The organism is Vibrio sp. 1CM7H (assembly GCF_023161645.1).
Lineage (GTDB): Bacteria > Pseudomonadota > Gammaproteobacteria > Enterobacterales > Vibrionaceae > Vibrio > Vibrio diabolicus.
The window spans coordinates 298624-314621 of sequence record NZ_JALNTV010000004.1 but is presented as its reverse complement, the minus strand read 5'-3'; the positions used below and the strand labels follow the sequence as shown (position 1 = coordinate 314621).

Genomic DNA, 15998 nt, shown 5'->3' with positions numbered 1-15998 from the left:
ACTTAAATGTTCGACACGTAACTTGGGAAATCAACTTGCTCCCACAACTGTTTGGATAACTCCGCTTGTGAATCCCACGCGCCTTGCAATACCCAATGGACAATGGCCTGAGCAACATCTGGATATTTCACACTTTCGGCTTGCTGCTCCTTTAGCCACTGGCGTACTGCGGAAATGTCTAAGCTCTCCATCGACATCGCAAGCCCTAAGTCTTCTAAGGTCGCGACATTGCTTTGTTGCTCAAACTGACCTGCGAGTGGCTTAAGCAATAATTTTTTCCCTAGAGACAGAGCTTCCGAAGGGAGCTCGAATCCACCATTGGCAATGACACCACTACACCGATGCAAATGATGCTGAAAGTTGCTGTGGCATAAAGGGCTTAATTCTATGTTTTCCACCTGCTCACATTCGATCACATCGGGGTGATAACAGATGAACGCTTGCTGGTTAAAATGGAACAGTAAATCCGAGATGTCTTCAATGGATTCGAACGGTAGGTAAACCAAAACAAAATCGTCATTTTCTGCTTGGCTATCGACGGTATGTACAATTGGCGGCAACAAAGGCTGGTCAAAATGATGCCAATGCAAACCAAGGTGGTGTTGAGAAGGCGCAAAGTATTCAATGACGGATTTGTCTAACCAACTCGCTCCCTTTAACGGCACTGGATAACGGAAAGCATTTTGGTGACTGATACCAATCGACGGCTTATTTTGTTGTTTTGCCGCCCATGCCGTAACAGGCTCGAAATCATTGAGCACGAGATCGTAGGACGACAAATCAAGCTGTTTAACTTCTTTGCAAAATTGCACCAAATTGTTACTCAATGCTGTTTTCGCATAGTTCACTGAACCTTTTTCAGTGATAAAGGTGAAGCCTCGGCGAGTCTGATAATCGCCAAACGCTTCCATTGAAAAGTACTTTTCAGGCGCTCGTCCAGAAAACAAAAAATCGACCTCAACATCGTGCTCTTTAAACGCATGACTCATCGCCCTCGCACGCGCAATATGTCCGTTTCCTGTACCTTGAACACCGTATAAGATTTTCATCAATTAGCCTCCCAGCATCGCAATCGCTAACCCACCACAAAGGCTACCTAGCAGTGCACCAATGATGACATCGGTAAAAAAGTGCACCCCCAATAAGATTCGCGCAGTTCCGATTAAACTTGCCCAAAAGAATGCAGCAACGCCTAGGCTCGGATAGAAATGATCAATCAGCGTCGCCATGACAAACGCAGCGGCAGTGTGTCCTGAAGGAAGACTGTAGCGATCAGAGGGGGTAATAAAAGCAGGAAGGAGTGCACTGAGTTCTTCAGGGCGACGACGCTTAAAACTGTTTTTCAGCGTCCAATAAATTGGCAACTCGATGGCAAAAGCAAGTAAACCCGCCAGTAAAAACCAAACTCCCTGCTCTTTATCTAAATACCAAGCTAATAAACCTAGCACCAAGTACAGATGTCCGTCACCACTGTGGGAGACTCCTTTACTGATGTTGGCAACTTGCTGATTAAAACGGTGCTTAAGACAAACACTAGAGAGCGCTAAATCAAACTTAGCAATGGTTGCAATTGGCTGTGTAATTGTCTCTATGGTTCGCATGTGGCCTTTCCTTACTTTGACAACGCCGTTGTGTGAAAAGTAGGAGGTTTAGGTGACAACTGCATGACGGGAGTTTGGACAATTAATGACAAATGCCAAATTAGGGTGTGCCCAATAATCTATCTATTGAGCACAATCATAGGAGAGAACGCTTAAGAAGGGTTTGCTTGCTGCGGTTGAGGCGTATCGATATACCAGACTTTTCTCTTCTTACGACAGGCGCGCAAAGAGCCCATCGTCATGTCGCCATCTTTTGTCAACTCGTAGCTAAGGGAGCGGCAAGTGTAATTTCCTGACAGTTCATGCTCTATGCCCGTTTGCTCAGTTGTGCTCGAAGCAGACTCTAAAAGAGGATTAGGCTGTGTAGAAAGAATGTCACGATTTACCACATTGCTGCGCGCATAATCCTTATGGACGTAACCTTTTATCACGCCTTTCTGTTCAACAAGAAACCAAGGTTGATCCACCACTTTTGCCAACACATTAAAAACTTCCCCTTTAGATAACACGCCAAGCTTTTCTCCTTCTAGGCTCGGCTTGGATCGCAAGTTTAATGTGGTCTTAGAGCGATAGGAGACATCCATAAACTCAACTGGGTTTGAGGTATCCACACCGTCAGCTGTTGGTCGGAAGACTTCCGCTTGTTGTTTCTCACTAGGTTGCACTCGGATCTTCCACCACGAATAGGTTTCCGGATCTTTGCCTTTAAATTTATCTCGACTGTCCGACTCAAGAGCAACGAGCATTTGATTCAAAAACGACTCGCGTCCCTCGTAGCTCAAGAATCGATCCATTTGATCATTAATCACCATGACACTCTGAGAGTGATCATTAATAACAACAGGGGAAATCTCTGCCATATAGGTTTGAGATTGAAACAGCTGACAACCCGATAAGCTGACCAGAGTAAATACTGCGGCTGAACGTCCAAATTGTTTTGCTAACCTCATTATTCCTTAACCCTTCTTTTTACCTAGTGCAACTGCACTACTATAAATGGTCATTCAAAACTTTTGCCAAACAATTCGGGCCTTTGTGTGACAAGTCGCAATCCCAATGCTTGTTTTGGTAATGAAACGTCGCAAAATTGATGAGAACTTGCCTCTTCTAGCACGTTTCTATCGCACCATGCAGTTTCACTTAGCGCATCATTTTTCTCGAGTAAATGAAAAGACTCATCCGATATGAATAAAAAATCGACTTTAGGGTTGACGCGCTCCATGGAGTGCGGTACTAATTTGTTAACTTAATTATGTGGAAAGCTTAACAACTATGTCAGCTCATTTTTCTATTCTGCTTAGCCTCCTCCTGATCGTGACCAGTTCGCGCGGGTAGGCTGTGGAAGAAAAATAACCACACCAATTTCTAAGAACCCGCATGAGAATGCGGGTTTTTTTATATCTAAATACTGGAAGTAAACGATTAACTTGCACGTAAAGTGCAGAAATCAGGAAGGAAGCAAACATGAACGATCAGGTCATTATATTCGACACCACATTGCGTGATGGCGAGCAAGCGTTGTCAGCAAGCTTGACGGTTAAAGAAAAACTGCAAATTGCCTATGCGCTGGAAAGACTCGGCGTTGATGTTATCGAAGCTGGCTTCCCAATCTCTTCACCTGGTGATTTCGAGTCGGTACAAACCATTGCAAAAAACATCAAAAACAGTCGAGTTTGTGCCCTTTCGCGTGCCGTTGCGAAAGACATCGATGCTGCCGCTGAAGCATTAAAAGTGGCCGACCAATTCCGTATTCACACGTTTTTAGCCACTTCCACCATTCACGTAGAAGACAAACTACGCCGCAGCTACGACGATGTACTTGAAATGGCGGTCAACGCCGTTAAACATGCGCGTAACTACACCGATGATGTCGAGTTTTCTTGTGAAGATGCAGGTCGTACTCCTATCGACAACCTATGTCGCATGGTAGAAGCTGCCATCAATGCAGGTGCGAGCACAATCAACATTCCAGATACCGTTGGTTACACAGTACCAAGCGAGTTTGGTGGCATTATTCAAACCCTTTTCAACCGCGTTCCAAACATTGATAAAGCGATCATCTCCGTTCACTGTCACGACGACTTGGGGATGTCAGTTGCCAACTCTATTGCCGCCGTTCAAGCCGGCGCACGTCAGATAGAAGGCACCATCAATGGCATTGGTGAGAGAGCGGGTAACTGTTCTCTTGAAGAGATCGCAATGATCATCAAGACGCGTCAAGAGTTCTTGGGTGTTCACACTGGCATCAAGCATGATGAAATTCACCGCACCAGTAAGTTGGTGAGCCAATTATGCAACATGCCAATTCAGAGCAACAAAGCGATTGTGGGCGCGAATGCCTTTAGCCACTCTTCAGGTATCCACCAGGATGGCATGTTAAAGAATAAGAATACCTACGAAATCATGTCCCCTGAGTCGATTGGCCTTAAAAACCAAGCACTAAACCTAACCAGCCGTAGTGGTCGCGCAGCCGTGAAGAGCCACATGGATACCATGGGATACAACGAGGACGAGTACAACCTAGACGCTCTATACGCGGACTTCTTGAAACTTGCCGACCGCAAAGGCCAAGTGTTCGATTACGATCTAGAAGCCCTAATGCACTTCTCGAACCTGCGTGAAGAAGATGACTTCTACAAACTGAACTACCTAAGCGTGCAATCGGGCAGCGTAATGGCCACCACCAGCATCAAAATGCAATGTGGCGATGAAGAAATGTGTGAAGCGGCAGTCGGTAATGGCCCAGTTGATGCGCTATACCAATGTATCTACCGCGTGACAGGCTACGACATCGTACTGGATAAATTCGACCTAACCGCGAAAGGCGAAGGTGAAGATGGTTTGGGTCAAGCTGACATCATTGCCAACTACAAAGGTCGTAAATACCACGGTACGGGCGTTTCCACCGATATCGTTGAAGCTTCCGGCCAAGCACTATTGCACGTTATTAATAGCATCCACCGTGCAGACAAAATCGAAGAAATGAAGCAGAAAAAGATTGCGACTGTGTAATAACAACCGAGCTACATGGCTCAGGAAAGAACACGCTCGTTGAAATAATTAAGCTCAAAATTAGAAAACTTAAAGGATTAACATGACAGACAAATCATACAAAATTGCCGTCCTACCCGGTGACGGCATCGGCCCGGAAGTAATGGCGCAAGCACACAAGGTATTGGATGCTATCGAAAAGAAGCACGGTATTGCGTTTGAGCGTGACGAGCATGATGTAGGCGGTATCGCGATCGATAATCACGGCTCTCCACTTCCAGAAAGCACAGTAAAAGCGTGTGAAGAGTCTGATGCAGTCCTATTCGGTTCAGTTGGCGGTCCGAAGTGGGAGCACTTGCCACCAAATGACCAACCTGAACGCGGTGCCCTACTACCACTACGCAAACACTTCCAACTGTTTTGTAACCTACGCCCAGCGCAAATCCACGCAGGCCTGGAAGCTTTCTCACCACTTCGTGCTGACATCTCAGGCCGTGGCTTTGACATCGTGGTGGTCCGTGAACTGACTGGTGGTATCTATTTCGGCCAACCGAAAGGTCGTGAAGGTGAAGGCGCAACAGAAAAAGCATTTGATACTGAGGTGTACCACCGCTTTGAGATCGAACGTATTGCAAAAATCGCTTTTGAGTCTGCTCGTCTACGTCGCAAGAAAGTGTGCTCTATCGACAAAGCGAACGTTCTACAAAGCTCTATCTTATGGCGTGAAGTAGTCGAAGAAATCGCAAAAGATTACCCAGATGTCGAGCTATCACACATGTACATCGACAACGCAACCATGCAGCTTATCAAAGACCCAGCACAGTTCGACGTAATGCTGTGTTCGAACATCTTCGGCGACATCATTTCTGATGAGTGCGCGATGATCACTGGCTCAATGGGTATGCTGCCTTCAGCAAGCCTTAACGAAAGTAAGTTCGGTCTGTACGAGCCAGCAGGCGGCAGCGCACCAGATATCGCAGGTAAGAACATCGCCAACCCAGTAGCACAAATCCTATCGGCAGCACTGATGTTACGTTATAGCCTTGGCGAAGAAGCCGCAGCACAAGACATCGAAGCAGCGGTGTCGAAAGCACTTTCAGCTGGCGAGCTAACAGGCGACCTTGCAGGCAACAACCCGGCACTTACAACATCAGAGATGGGCGATAAGATCGCTGAGTACATCTTAAACTCGTAATACAGAACAGATTCATAATAAATACTAAATCCTCCATCCACCAATGACTTACCTCTAAGTCATTGGTGCTAAAACAAAGCAACAAGGATAACGAGGAAAGGAAGCAAACAATGGGCAAAACACTATACGAAAAAGTCTACGACGCACACGTTGCCGTCGCAGCAGAAGGGGAAAACCCTATCTTGTACATCGACCGTCACTTGGTACATGAAGTGACCTCTCCGCAGGCTTTTGATGGCTTGCGTGAAAAAGGTCGCAAAGTGCGTCAGGTCAGCAAAACTTTTGCCACCATGGACCACAACGTTTCGACAACCACCAAAGATATCAACGCATCCGGTGAGATGGCGCGTATCCAGATGGAAACGCTATCAAAAAACTGTGAAGAGTTTGGCGTTACGCTTTACGACATCAACCATAAATACCAAGGTATTGTGCACGTTATGGGCCCTGAGCTTGGTATTACCCTACCGGGCATGACGATTGTTTGTGGTGACTCGCACACGGCTACACACGGTGCATTTGGCTCGCTAGCATTTGGTATTGGTACCTCTGAAGTTGAGCACGTATTAGCAACTCAAACGCTAAAACAAGCGCGCGCTAAAACGATGAAGATCGAAGTGAAAGGCAAAGTAGCTCCGGGCATTACTGCGAAAGACATTGTGCTAGCAATCATCGGTGAAACGACAGCAGCAGGCGGTACCGGTTACGTAGTTGAATTCTGTGGTGAAGCGATCACAGACCTTTCAATGGAAGGTCGCATGACCGTATGTAATATGGCGATTGAGTTAGGTGCAAAAGCCGGTTTGATTGCGCCAGATGAAACTACATTCGAATACATCAAAGGCCGTAAGTTCTCACCTCAAGGTGCGGATTTTGATGCCGCTGTAGAATATTGGAAGACATTAAAAACTGACGATGATGCCCAGTTTGATGCTGTCGTGACACTAAACGCAGCGGATATCAAACCACAAGTCACTTGGGGTACTAACCCAGGCCAGGTTATCGCGGTAGACCAACCGATCCCAACACCAGAAAGCTTTGCTGACCCAGTAGAAAAAGCATCGGCAGAAAAAGCTCTGGCTTACATGGGTCTAGAAGCAGGCAAGTCATTGTCTGATTACAACGTCGATAAAGTCTTCGTTGGCTCTTGTACTAACTCACGTATCGAAGACATGCGCGCAGCGGCGGAAGTCGCGAAAGGTCGCAAAGTCGCGTCTCACGTTCAAGCGCTTATCGTTCCTGGCTCTGAGCAAGTAAAAGCGCAAGCGGAAGCAGAAGGCCTAGATGTCATCTTTAAAGAGGCGGGCTTTGAGTGGCGCCTACCAGGTTGCTCGATGTGTCTAGCAATGAACAACGACCGTTTGGGTCCACATGAACGTTGTGCGTCTACTTCAAACCGTAACTTTGAAGGCCGCCAAGGTCGTGATGGCCGTACCCACCTAGTGAGCCCTGCGATGGCAGCGGCAGCAGCAATTGCTGGTCACTTTGTAGATATTCGTGAACTAGACTAAGGAGCAAACAAATGTCAGGCTTTAAACAACATACAGGCTTAGTTGTTCCTCTAGATGCAGCGAACGTTGATACTGATGCCATCATTCCAAAACAGTTCCTACAAAAGGTGTCTCGCCTAGGCTTTGGTAAACACTTGTTCCATGACTGGCGCTTTCTAGATGATGCTGGCGAACAGCCAAATCCAGAGTTCGTGATGAACGCCCCACGCTACCAGGGCGCTTCCATCTTGCTGGCACGTGAAAACTTCGGTTGTGGCTCATCTCGCGAACACGCACCGTGGGCGCTAGCGGATTACGGCATAAAAGCGATGATCGCACCTAGCTTTGCCGATATTTTTTACGGCAACTCGATCAACAACCAAATGGTGCCAGTTCGTTTGACTGAGCAAGAAGTGGATGAAATCTTCCAGTTCGTTGAGGCCAACGAAGGCGCAGAAGTGGAAGTGGACCTAGAAGCGAATGTGGTTCGCGCCAACGGCAAAGAATATGGTTTTGAAATCGATTCGTTCCGTCGTCACTGCTTACTAAACGGTTTGGACAACATTGGCCTAACCCTTCAGCACGAAGATAAGATTGCTGAGTACGAAGCGAATATCCCAAGCTTCTTAAGCTAATAAAAATCGCAATTTAAACAAAAAAAGGTTGGCTTATGTCAGCCTTTTTTCTTTTATTTTCATTGCCTCAAGAAAGAAACTTCGCCTTATGCAGGTCTACACTATCAACAATATCTCATTCAAAGGTATCTCTATGAAGCGTCTGTTATTGCTATTGTGTGCTCTGGTTTCTTTCTCGGCGTTCGCTGCTCCTAAATCTGATTTATGGCCGTATTGGCAACAATCGAATCAGGCCAACCAAACCCAAATTTCTCATCAGGAATGGCAACAACTGTTAGACAATTACTTGGTTGAACAAGGTGAGAATACTTTGTTTCGTTATAGCCAAGTGACCTCTGTCGATAAAACTAAGCTGAAACAATACATCCAGCGTTTGGCAAAACTAGACCCTCTACAATACAGCCAAGCAGAGCAATACGCCTATTGGGTGAACCTTTACAACGCCATCACGGTTGATCTTATTTTGGATAACTATCCCGTCGAATCCATCACCAAGCTGGGTGGCTTATTTAGCTTTGGTCCTTGGGGAGATGATGTGGTCGTGGTCAACGGCAAGGATCTGACTTTAAACGATATTGAACATCGAATTTTGCGTCCAATTTGGAATGATCCAAGAACGCATTACGCCGTAAATTGTGCAAGCTTGGGATGCCCTAACCTACAAGCTCAAGCATTCACTGCCGAAAACACTGAAGCCTTACTTGAAAGTGCTGCCAAAGCGTTTATCAACAGCAGCAAAGGCGTATCTATCCAAGGAAACACGGCACAGCTGTCTTCCATTTATGATTGGTTTGCAGCGGACTTTGGTGGAGAAAAACAAGTCTTTAACCACATCGCGAAGTACGCGCCACAGTACAAAGACTTCTCTGGAAAAGTGAAGTACGAATACGATTGGAGTTTGAATCAAGCTGACTAATTTATCGCCACCGTTCAGCTTGCAACGCTTTTGGTCACCCGTAACCCAAAAGCTAACAAGGGCACCAAGTGCCCTTTTTATTTTCTAGATTTTGACAAAATCACTTAAAGCCTTTGACCTTTTTAATCAGATCGTAAGCGTTTTGAATCTCTTGAGATTTTTCTTTCGCTACGTTCATCATCTCTGGTGGTAGGCCTTTAGCCATCAATTTGTCTGGGTGATGCTCGTTCATCAGTTTACGATAAGCACGCTTGACGGTTTTACTGTCGGCATCTGAAGACACATCCAGAATTTTGTACGCGTCAGCCAGTTGATCCGCTTGTGAAGCTTGTTGCCAGCTACCCCCAGAAGATTGGCCTTGATGCTGACCATGAAAACCACCCTGGCTTTGGAAACGGAATGCGGCTTCTTGCATTTGCAAGCGACGCTCTAGCTGCTCAGAAGAGAAACCCAAACCACGTGCTATTTTGTGTAACACATTTCGTTCACTAGGATGAATCGAGCCGTCAGCAAAGGCCGCCGAGATTTGTAGTTCAAGGAAAAATTGCAACAAGTCAAAACGGCCTGCCGTCGAAATTTTCACACGAACAAGAACGTCTTCTAACGGAAAGTCACTGTCTTTACCTTCACGAAACGCATCTTGCGCAGCGCGGCGCTGTTCGCCATGCAAATTCATGCGGTCCATCATTGCAGAAGCAAGTTGGATTTCCTCTTTGGTGACTTGGCCTTTCGCTTTTGCCACATGTCCCATTACCGCAAACGCCGCTTTAAAAAATTCTTCTTGGCGCTGAGCTTGGCTCGGCCCTTTTCCAAAGCCGCCAGTAGAGAACCCGGCTTGACTCAAGCGACGTGCTTTATCGAATTGATGGCCAATAAATAAGCCAAAGAGTAAACCTAGCGGCCCGCCAAGTAACAAGCCAAAAAAGGCACCCAGAATTTTGCCAAAAATATGCATTATGTGTTCTCTATCAATGAATTTTTATCGACGACGGCGGTCTTATAGTGCCGGATGCAACGATTTCCTTTATGATAATGGAATTAGTTTTATTTCGGCTAGGCCATTTCGCCTGCTTATCTTTGCAGCTATTTTGTCGTCATTATGCCACAGTGAATCAATACGCTGGGATAAATGCGACTATAGTTGATTCATTTGGCTATTACGCTAGGGTACAACAAGCCCTATAGCCATCGAGTAGTAGTGACACAGGAAAGTTCAATTCAATGCAACATTTCTCCCGCACATGTTTAGCGGCCTCTATCAGCACCGCCTTGTTTGTACCCACCACTCAAGCTGAAGCGAATATCCATGATAGTGTGCAGGAAATGCCCGCCACAGATCAATGTTTGGTCGATACCAGTGGCGAGGAGGACGCTCTTAATACCCCAGTAGTGGTAGAAGCTGACACCCTGCAAGCCATCAATGGTGACAAAGCTCAGTACTCAGGTAATGTACAAGTCACCCAAGGCCAGAAGAAAATCACCGCAGATAGCGTAACGCTGCACCAACAAGACAACGTCGTGGTTGCCGAAGGCAACGTGACTTTCAATGACGGCCAAGTCAAAGCTCGATCTGATCGTGTTACTAATGACATCAACCAAGACACGTTTTCACTGGAGAACACCGATTATCAGTTCCTTTGCCAACAAGGTCGAGGCACAGCAGCATACATCGCGCGTACAGGTCAGTCGGTTTATGAACTCGAAGATGGTTCTATTACATCATGTCCTCAAGGCGACAATTCATGGCGTTTAGTGGCATCAGGTATTGACGTTGACCAAGATGAAGAGACGGCGACGCTGCACCATCCTCGATTTGAAGTGTTAGACGTTCCTGTTTTCTATGTGCCGTATCTAACCATGCCAATTGGAGATACGCGTAAAACGGGTTTCCTCTTCCCTTCTTTATCGTATGGTTCTAGTGATGGTATGGAAGTCGAGGTGCCATTCTATTGGAACATAGCGCCTCAATATGACATGACACTCACCACGCTCTACATGCAGCAACGTGGTACAAAACTCGATACTGATTTCCGCTACCTAACAGATGGTTGGGGAAATGGTGAAATCAAAGGCGAATACCTCAATAGCGATCGTAAATATCAAGACGAGTCTCGTTGGGGCTACCAAGTTAAACACGACGGTATTATCAATAAACAGTGGATAGTCAAAGTCGATTACTCAAAAGTGAGTGATATTGATTACTTCCTCGATCTCGACTCCGATATTGGTAACCGTGAAGATGGTCAACTGGTTCAAGAAGGACAAGTACAATATCGTTCTGATTTCTGGGATGCCTCGTTAACCGTTCGCGACTTCCAAATCTTATTGAAAGAAGAGAACCGCCCTTATCGCCTGCTTCCTCAGTTAGACTTGAACTACTACACGCCATTGTGGGGAGATTACCTCAACTTTGACGTGAAGAGCCAAGTGAGCCGCTTCGATACGAGCGATGCTGCGCGACCAAATGCGACCCGTGTTCATATTGAACCAGGGCTTACATTGCCGCTTTCAAATTCATGGGCAACGTGGACAACGGAAGCTCGCGTGCTTTCCACGTACTACTCTCAAGACTTAACGGGTCTGACAGATGTAAACTTACAAAACCAGTTAGATGACGAAGTTTCTCGTGTTATCCCCGAGTTCCGTACGCATGCGCAACTTTACTTGGAGCGAGACACGAGTTGGATCAAGGGCTACACACAAACACTGGAACCTCAGCTGCAGTACTTGTACGTACCTGAAGAAGATCAAACCAATATCTACAACTACGATACCACCTTGCTACAAACCGACTACTACGGGCTATTCCGCAGTCGTAAGTACAGTGGCATTGATAAAATCGCCTCTGCGAACCAGTTAAGCTACGGTGCGAGTACTCGCTTCTTTGATGATGACTATAAAGAGCGTCTTAACGTTTCATTTGGTCAGATTTACTACTTCGATAAAAAGACCAAACTGAGCAACAGCCCAAATCTTCCGGATGAGACCACCAACTACTCATCATGGGCGATTGAAGCTGATTTCAACTACAACGATTACTTGTTCTATCACGGTGGAATTCAATACGATATCGATTTGAGCTCCATGCAGTTGGCGAACAGTACCTTAGAGTACCAATTTAACGGTGGCTTTATTCAGGGTAACTATCGTTACGTCACGCGTGAATACATCGAAGATACGATCATTCTCGAAAACCTAGACACAATTACTCGTAAAGGCATTTCACAAGCAGGTATTGTAGCGGCCTACGAGTTCAACCCGAACTGGTCTGCAAGTGGTCAATACTACTACGACCTAAATGAAAATGCGGACCTAGAATGGCTAGCGAGCCTGCGTTACCAGTCTGACTGTTGGTACATTGGTGTGACTTACGCCAACCAATTGCTTGGTTGGGAAAACCAAACTATCGGCAGCACTGGCGCATCACCTGAATACGAAAATAACTTTAGCGTTAACTTCGGTATTCAAGGCTTTGCGACCAATCAGCGTGAAGACACTGCAGTCAAAGAACTGGATGGTTCTGACAACGCGATTAAGTACGGCCGCCCATTCTATCTGAACAATTAATCGAAATAGGCGTCTTAAATGAATAAGACGCCTATTCAAAAAATACTGACGGAATTTTAAATGAAAATTTGGAAATCAATCTTATTCACGACCCTACTCTCTTGCGGAGCGGTTGCAGCACCAGTAGAGATCGATAAGGTTGCGGTCATCGTGAACGACGGTGTAATTCTACAAAGCGACATTGAAACAGCGATGAAAACGCTGCAAGCCAACGCACGTCAAAGCGGAAAAAGCTTACCTTCTGCTAGCGTGTTAAAAGAACAAGTAGTTGAAAAACTGATTATTGATACGTTGCAAGGCCAAGAAGCAGACCGTATCGGTGTACGTATTGACGACAACCGTTTAAACCAAGCGATTGCGGAGATCGCACGTAATAATGAACAATCTGTAGAACAACTCGCCGCTTCTGTAGAAAGTGAAGGCTTGAGTTACCCAGAATTCCGCGAACAAATCCGTAAGGAAATCGCCGCTTCAGAAGCCCGTAATGCACTGGTTCGTCGCCGTATTAATATCCTTCCAGCAGAAGTCGACAGCCTTGCTGAGCAACTATCACAAGAAACCAATGCGACCGTTCAATACAAAATTGGACACATTCAACTGCGCTTCTCTGATGACAAAGAAAAGTCTGCTGTAGAAGCAGAAGCAAAAGCGCTGGCGAAAAAGCTAAACGAAGGTGCAGACTTTACGGAGATGGCCTACACCTACTCAAAAGGTCCTAAAGCTTTACAAGGTGGCGACTGGGGCTGGATGCGTAAAGAAGAAATGCCAACCATCTTTGCCGATCAGATCAAAATGCAAAACAAAGGCAGCATCATTGGCCCATTCCGCAGTGGCGTCGGTTTCCACATCCTAAAAATTGAAGATGTAAAAGGCTTAGAAACGGTTGCGGTAACGGAAGTAAATGCGCGTCATATTTTGATTAAACCAACCGTGATTCTGAGTGACGAAGGGGCGAAGAAGCAACTGAATGAGTTTGTACGCCGCATCAAAGCTGGCGAAGCCACTTTCGCTCAACTGGCAACACAATACAGCCAAGACCCTGGTTCGGCAGCGCAAGACGGTGAGCTAGGTTATCAAACGCCAGATCTGTACGTGCCAGAATTTAAACACCAAGTAGAAACTCTGCCTGTTGGCTCAATCAGCGAACCGTTCAAAACCGTTCACGGCTGGCATATCGTTGAAGTGTTGGATCGTCGCCAAGTTGACCGCACTGACTCAGCGATGAAGAATAAGGCTTACCGTATTCTATTTAACCGTAAATTTAATGAAGAAGCGGGCGCATGGATGCAAGAGCTACGCGCAAGTGCGTTTGTTGAAATCGTGGATGACAACAATGACAACTAATACAATTCGTAGAATTGTCGTAACCGCAGGGGAACCTGCGGGTATCGGCCCAGACTTAGTGCTTGCCTTATCGAAGGAAGATTGGGCACACCAAATTGTCGTCTGCGCCGATAAAAATATGCTGATGGACAGAGCCAAGCAGCTTGGCATTGAAGTCCAACTGTCTGATTACAATCCAGAAGAAGCGCCTAAAGCACAAAAAGCTGGCACGCTTATCGTTGATCATATCCAAATATCGGAACCTGCGGTCGCAGGCGAGCTCAATGAAGCGAATGGCCACTATGTACTAAAAACGCTAGAAAGAGCCGCTTTAGGCTGTATGAATGATGAATTTGATGCTATTGTCACCGGCCCTGTTCATAAGGGAGTGATTAATCGCGCAGGTGTTGCATTCAGTGGTCATACTGAGTTTTTCGCCGAGAAGTCAAAAACGCCGCTAGTCGTCATGATGCTAGCAACGGAAGGACTACGAGTGGCGCTGGTCACAACACATATTCCTTTAGCATATGTGTCCAAAGCGGTCACCGAAGAGCGATTAGAAAAAATCATCGATATTCTTCATAAAGACCTTGTAGAAAAGTTTGCTATCGCACAACCAAACATCTACGTTTGCGGGCTTAACCCTCATGCTGGCGAAGATGGCTGCTTAGGTCGTGAAGAGATCGAAACCATCACTCCGACACTGGAAAAGATTCGACAAGAAAAAGGTATCAACCTGATCGGCCCTTTGCCGGCAGATACCATTTTCAATGAAAAATATTTAAATGATGCTGATGCTGTTTTAGGCATGTACCACGACCAAGTGTTGCCAGTATTAAAATACAAAGGCTTTGGTCGTTCAGTAAACATTACTCTTGGTCTACCTTTTATTAGAACATCGGTGGATCACGGTACTGCATTAGATCTGGCAGGGACAGGTCAAGCGGATACAGGGAGTTTCCGAACAGCGCTCACGCATGCGATAGATTTGGTAGAGAAGAAACAATGAGAAATGATGTCCATTTAGGACACAAAGCGCGTAAACGTTTTGGTCAAAACTTCCTGAACGATCCATACATTATTGATGGAATCGTATCAGCGATTAACCCAAAACCAGGTCAAAACCTGGTTGAAATTGGTCCTGGTCTTGGTGCAATCACTGAGCCGGTAGGTCGTGAAGTGGATAAATTCACGGTCATCGAATTAGACCGCGATCTGGCAGAACGCCTACGTACTCACCCTGAACTGGCGGATAAGTTGACCATCCATGAGGGTGACGCTATGCGTTTTGACTTCACTAAATTAGTGAAGCCAAACAACAAGCTACGCATTTTCGGTAACTTGCCGTACAACATCTCTACACCATTGATGTTCCACCTTTTTGAATTCCATAAAGACATTCAAGACATGCACTTTATGCTGCAAAAAGAAGTGGTAAACCGCTTAGCCGCCGGCCCTGGCAGCAAAGCTTACGGCCGTTTAACGGTAATGGCTCAGTACTACTGTAAAGTGGTACCAGTACTGGAAGTGCCGCCAACGGCATTCGTTCCACCACCGAAAGTGGACTCTGCTGTCGTTCGTCTAGTGCCATACGAAGAGCTACCATGCCCTGCGAAAGATCTGCGTTTGCTGGATCGCGTTTGTCGTGAAGGCTTTAACCAACGTCGCAAAACAGTTCGTAACTGCTACAAATCGTTGTTAAGCACAGAAGTACTAGAAGAGCTAGGTGTTAATCCAAGCATGCGTCCAGAGAACCTGACGCTAGAACAATTCGTCGCGATGGCGAACTGGCTTGCGGATAACCCGCAGCACTAAGAACTCAAACGATAAGCCAAACCCTTGCCGGTTTGGCTTATTATTATTGGGATATTACGTTTCTGAGGAGTGCACATGGACGTCATTCAACCTTGCATCAAAATTCAAGTTCACACCAAATACATCGAAGAACAGTCCAATCCTGAGCTACAACGCTACGTTTTCGCCTATATCATCACCATCAAAAACCTTAGCCAACAAACCGTGCAGTTAGTGAGCCGTCGCTGGTTAATCACAGACTCGAATGGCAAGCAAATGACGGTTGAAGGTGACGGTGTGGTGGGTCAACAACCTTTTATTCCAAGCAATGATGAATACACGTACAGTAGCGGAACCGCGTTAGAAACCCCTGTCGGCGTTATGCAAGGGCACTACAAAATGCTGGATGAAAAAGGACAGGAGTTCATCACCGAAATTGAACCATTTCGTCTTGCTGTTCCAAATGTTTTAAATTAGTAAATTGGA

14 protein-coding genes are annotated in these 15998 nt (G+C 46.1%); 10 read left to right on the top strand and 4 right to left on the bottom strand.

Going from position 1 to position 15998, the window contains the following annotated elements; translation table 11 throughout:
• Window positions 1–2 precede the first annotated feature (2 nt).
• The 3 genes from MSG33_RS17200 to MSG33_RS17190 form a co-directional block, all read right to left on the bottom strand.
• Window positions 3–1049, bottom strand: a complete 1047-nt coding sequence (locus tag MSG33_RS17200; protein WP_248381539.1) for an MJ1255/VC2487 family glycosyltransferase — start codon at window positions 1047–1049, stop codon at window positions 3–5.
• 3 nt (window positions 1050–1052) lie between these two features.
• Complete coding sequence (locus MSG33_RS17195; RefSeq protein ID WP_005379690.1) at window positions 1053–1601, bottom strand: phosphatase PAP2 family protein; 549 nt, start codon at window positions 1599–1601, stop codon at window positions 1053–1055.
• 152 nt (window positions 1602–1753) lie between these two features.
• A complete protein-coding gene (locus MSG33_RS17190) occupies window positions 1754–2551 on the bottom strand; it encodes an SH3 domain-containing protein (protein ID WP_065644964.1) in 798 nt (265 codons plus the stop codon).
• A gap of 514 nt (window positions 2552–3065) precedes the next feature.
• On the opposite strand from MSG33_RS17190, the gene leuA reads away from it, so the two are divergent.
• From leuA to MSG33_RS17165, 5 genes are all read left to right on the top strand, one after another.
• Complete coding sequence (leuA, locus tag MSG33_RS17185; protein WP_248381538.1) at window positions 3066–4613, top strand: 2-isopropylmalate synthase; 1548 nt, start codon at window positions 3066–3068, stop codon at window positions 4611–4613.
• A gap of 82 nt (window positions 4614–4695) precedes the next feature.
• Window positions 4696–5787, top strand: coding sequence for a 3-isopropylmalate dehydrogenase (gene leuB, locus MSG33_RS17180; protein ID WP_006742732.1), 1092 nt, complete (start codon window positions 4696–4698; stop codon window positions 5785–5787).
• A 110-nt stretch (window positions 5788–5897) separates the two neighbouring features.
• Entirely contained in the window at window positions 5898–7298 is a 1401-nt protein-coding gene (gene leuC / locus MSG33_RS17175) for a 3-isopropylmalate dehydratase large subunit (RefSeq protein ID WP_228174634.1), read from the top strand.
• A gap of 11 nt (window positions 7299–7309) precedes the next feature.
• A complete protein-coding gene (gene leuD / locus MSG33_RS17170; protein ID WP_005430484.1) occupies window positions 7310–7912 on the top strand; it encodes a 3-isopropylmalate dehydratase small subunit in 603 nt (200 codons plus the stop codon).
• 133 nt (window positions 7913–8045) lie between these two features.
• Window positions 8046–8828: a DUF547 domain-containing protein gene (locus tag MSG33_RS17165; RefSeq protein WP_248381536.1), complete on the top strand. Its 783-nt coding sequence runs from the start codon at window positions 8046–8048 to the stop codon at window positions 8826–8828.
• 100 nt (window positions 8829–8928) lie between these two features.
• Here the strand turns inward: MSG33_RS17165 and djlA are convergent, their stop codons facing one another.
• Window positions 8929–9783 (bottom strand): co-chaperone DjlA, encoded by an 855-nt coding sequence (gene djlA / locus MSG33_RS17160; protein ID WP_005383076.1) that lies wholly within the window; start codon window positions 9781–9783, stop codon window positions 8929–8931.
• A gap of 266 nt (window positions 9784–10049) precedes the next feature.
• Here djlA and lptD point away from each other — a divergent pair, with 266 nt between their 5' ends.
• The 5 genes from lptD (at window position 10050) to apaG (ending at window position 15989) form a co-directional block, all read left to right on the top strand.
• Window positions 10050–12395: an LPS assembly protein LptD gene (gene lptD / locus MSG33_RS17155; RefSeq protein WP_006742729.1), complete on the top strand. Its 2346-nt coding sequence runs from the start codon at window positions 10050–10052 to the stop codon at window positions 12393–12395.
• A 60-nt stretch (window positions 12396–12455) separates the two neighbouring features.
• On the top strand, window positions 12456–13739 hold the full coding sequence (surA, locus tag MSG33_RS17150) for a peptidylprolyl isomerase SurA (protein ID WP_006742728.1): 1284 nt from the start codon (window positions 12456–12458) through the stop codon (window positions 13737–13739).
• Window positions 13729–14727, top strand: coding sequence for a 4-hydroxythreonine-4-phosphate dehydrogenase PdxA (gene pdxA, locus MSG33_RS17145; RefSeq protein ID WP_047009044.1), 999 nt, complete (start codon window positions 13729–13731; stop codon window positions 14725–14727). Before surA ends, pdxA begins: the two co-directional genes overlap by 11 nt.
• Entirely contained in the window at window positions 14724–15533 is an 810-nt protein-coding gene (gene rsmA / locus MSG33_RS17140; protein ID WP_248381534.1) for a 16S rRNA (adenine(1518)-N(6)/adenine(1519)-N(6))-dimethyltransferase RsmA, read from the top strand. The genes pdxA and rsmA overlap by 4 nt, the downstream gene beginning before the upstream one ends.
• A gap of 75 nt (window positions 15534–15608) precedes the next feature.
• Window positions 15609–15989: a Co2+/Mg2+ efflux protein ApaG gene (gene apaG, locus MSG33_RS17135; RefSeq protein ID WP_005379668.1), complete on the top strand. Its 381-nt coding sequence runs from the start codon at window positions 15609–15611 to the stop codon at window positions 15987–15989.
• Window positions 15990–15998 lie beyond the last annotated feature (9 nt).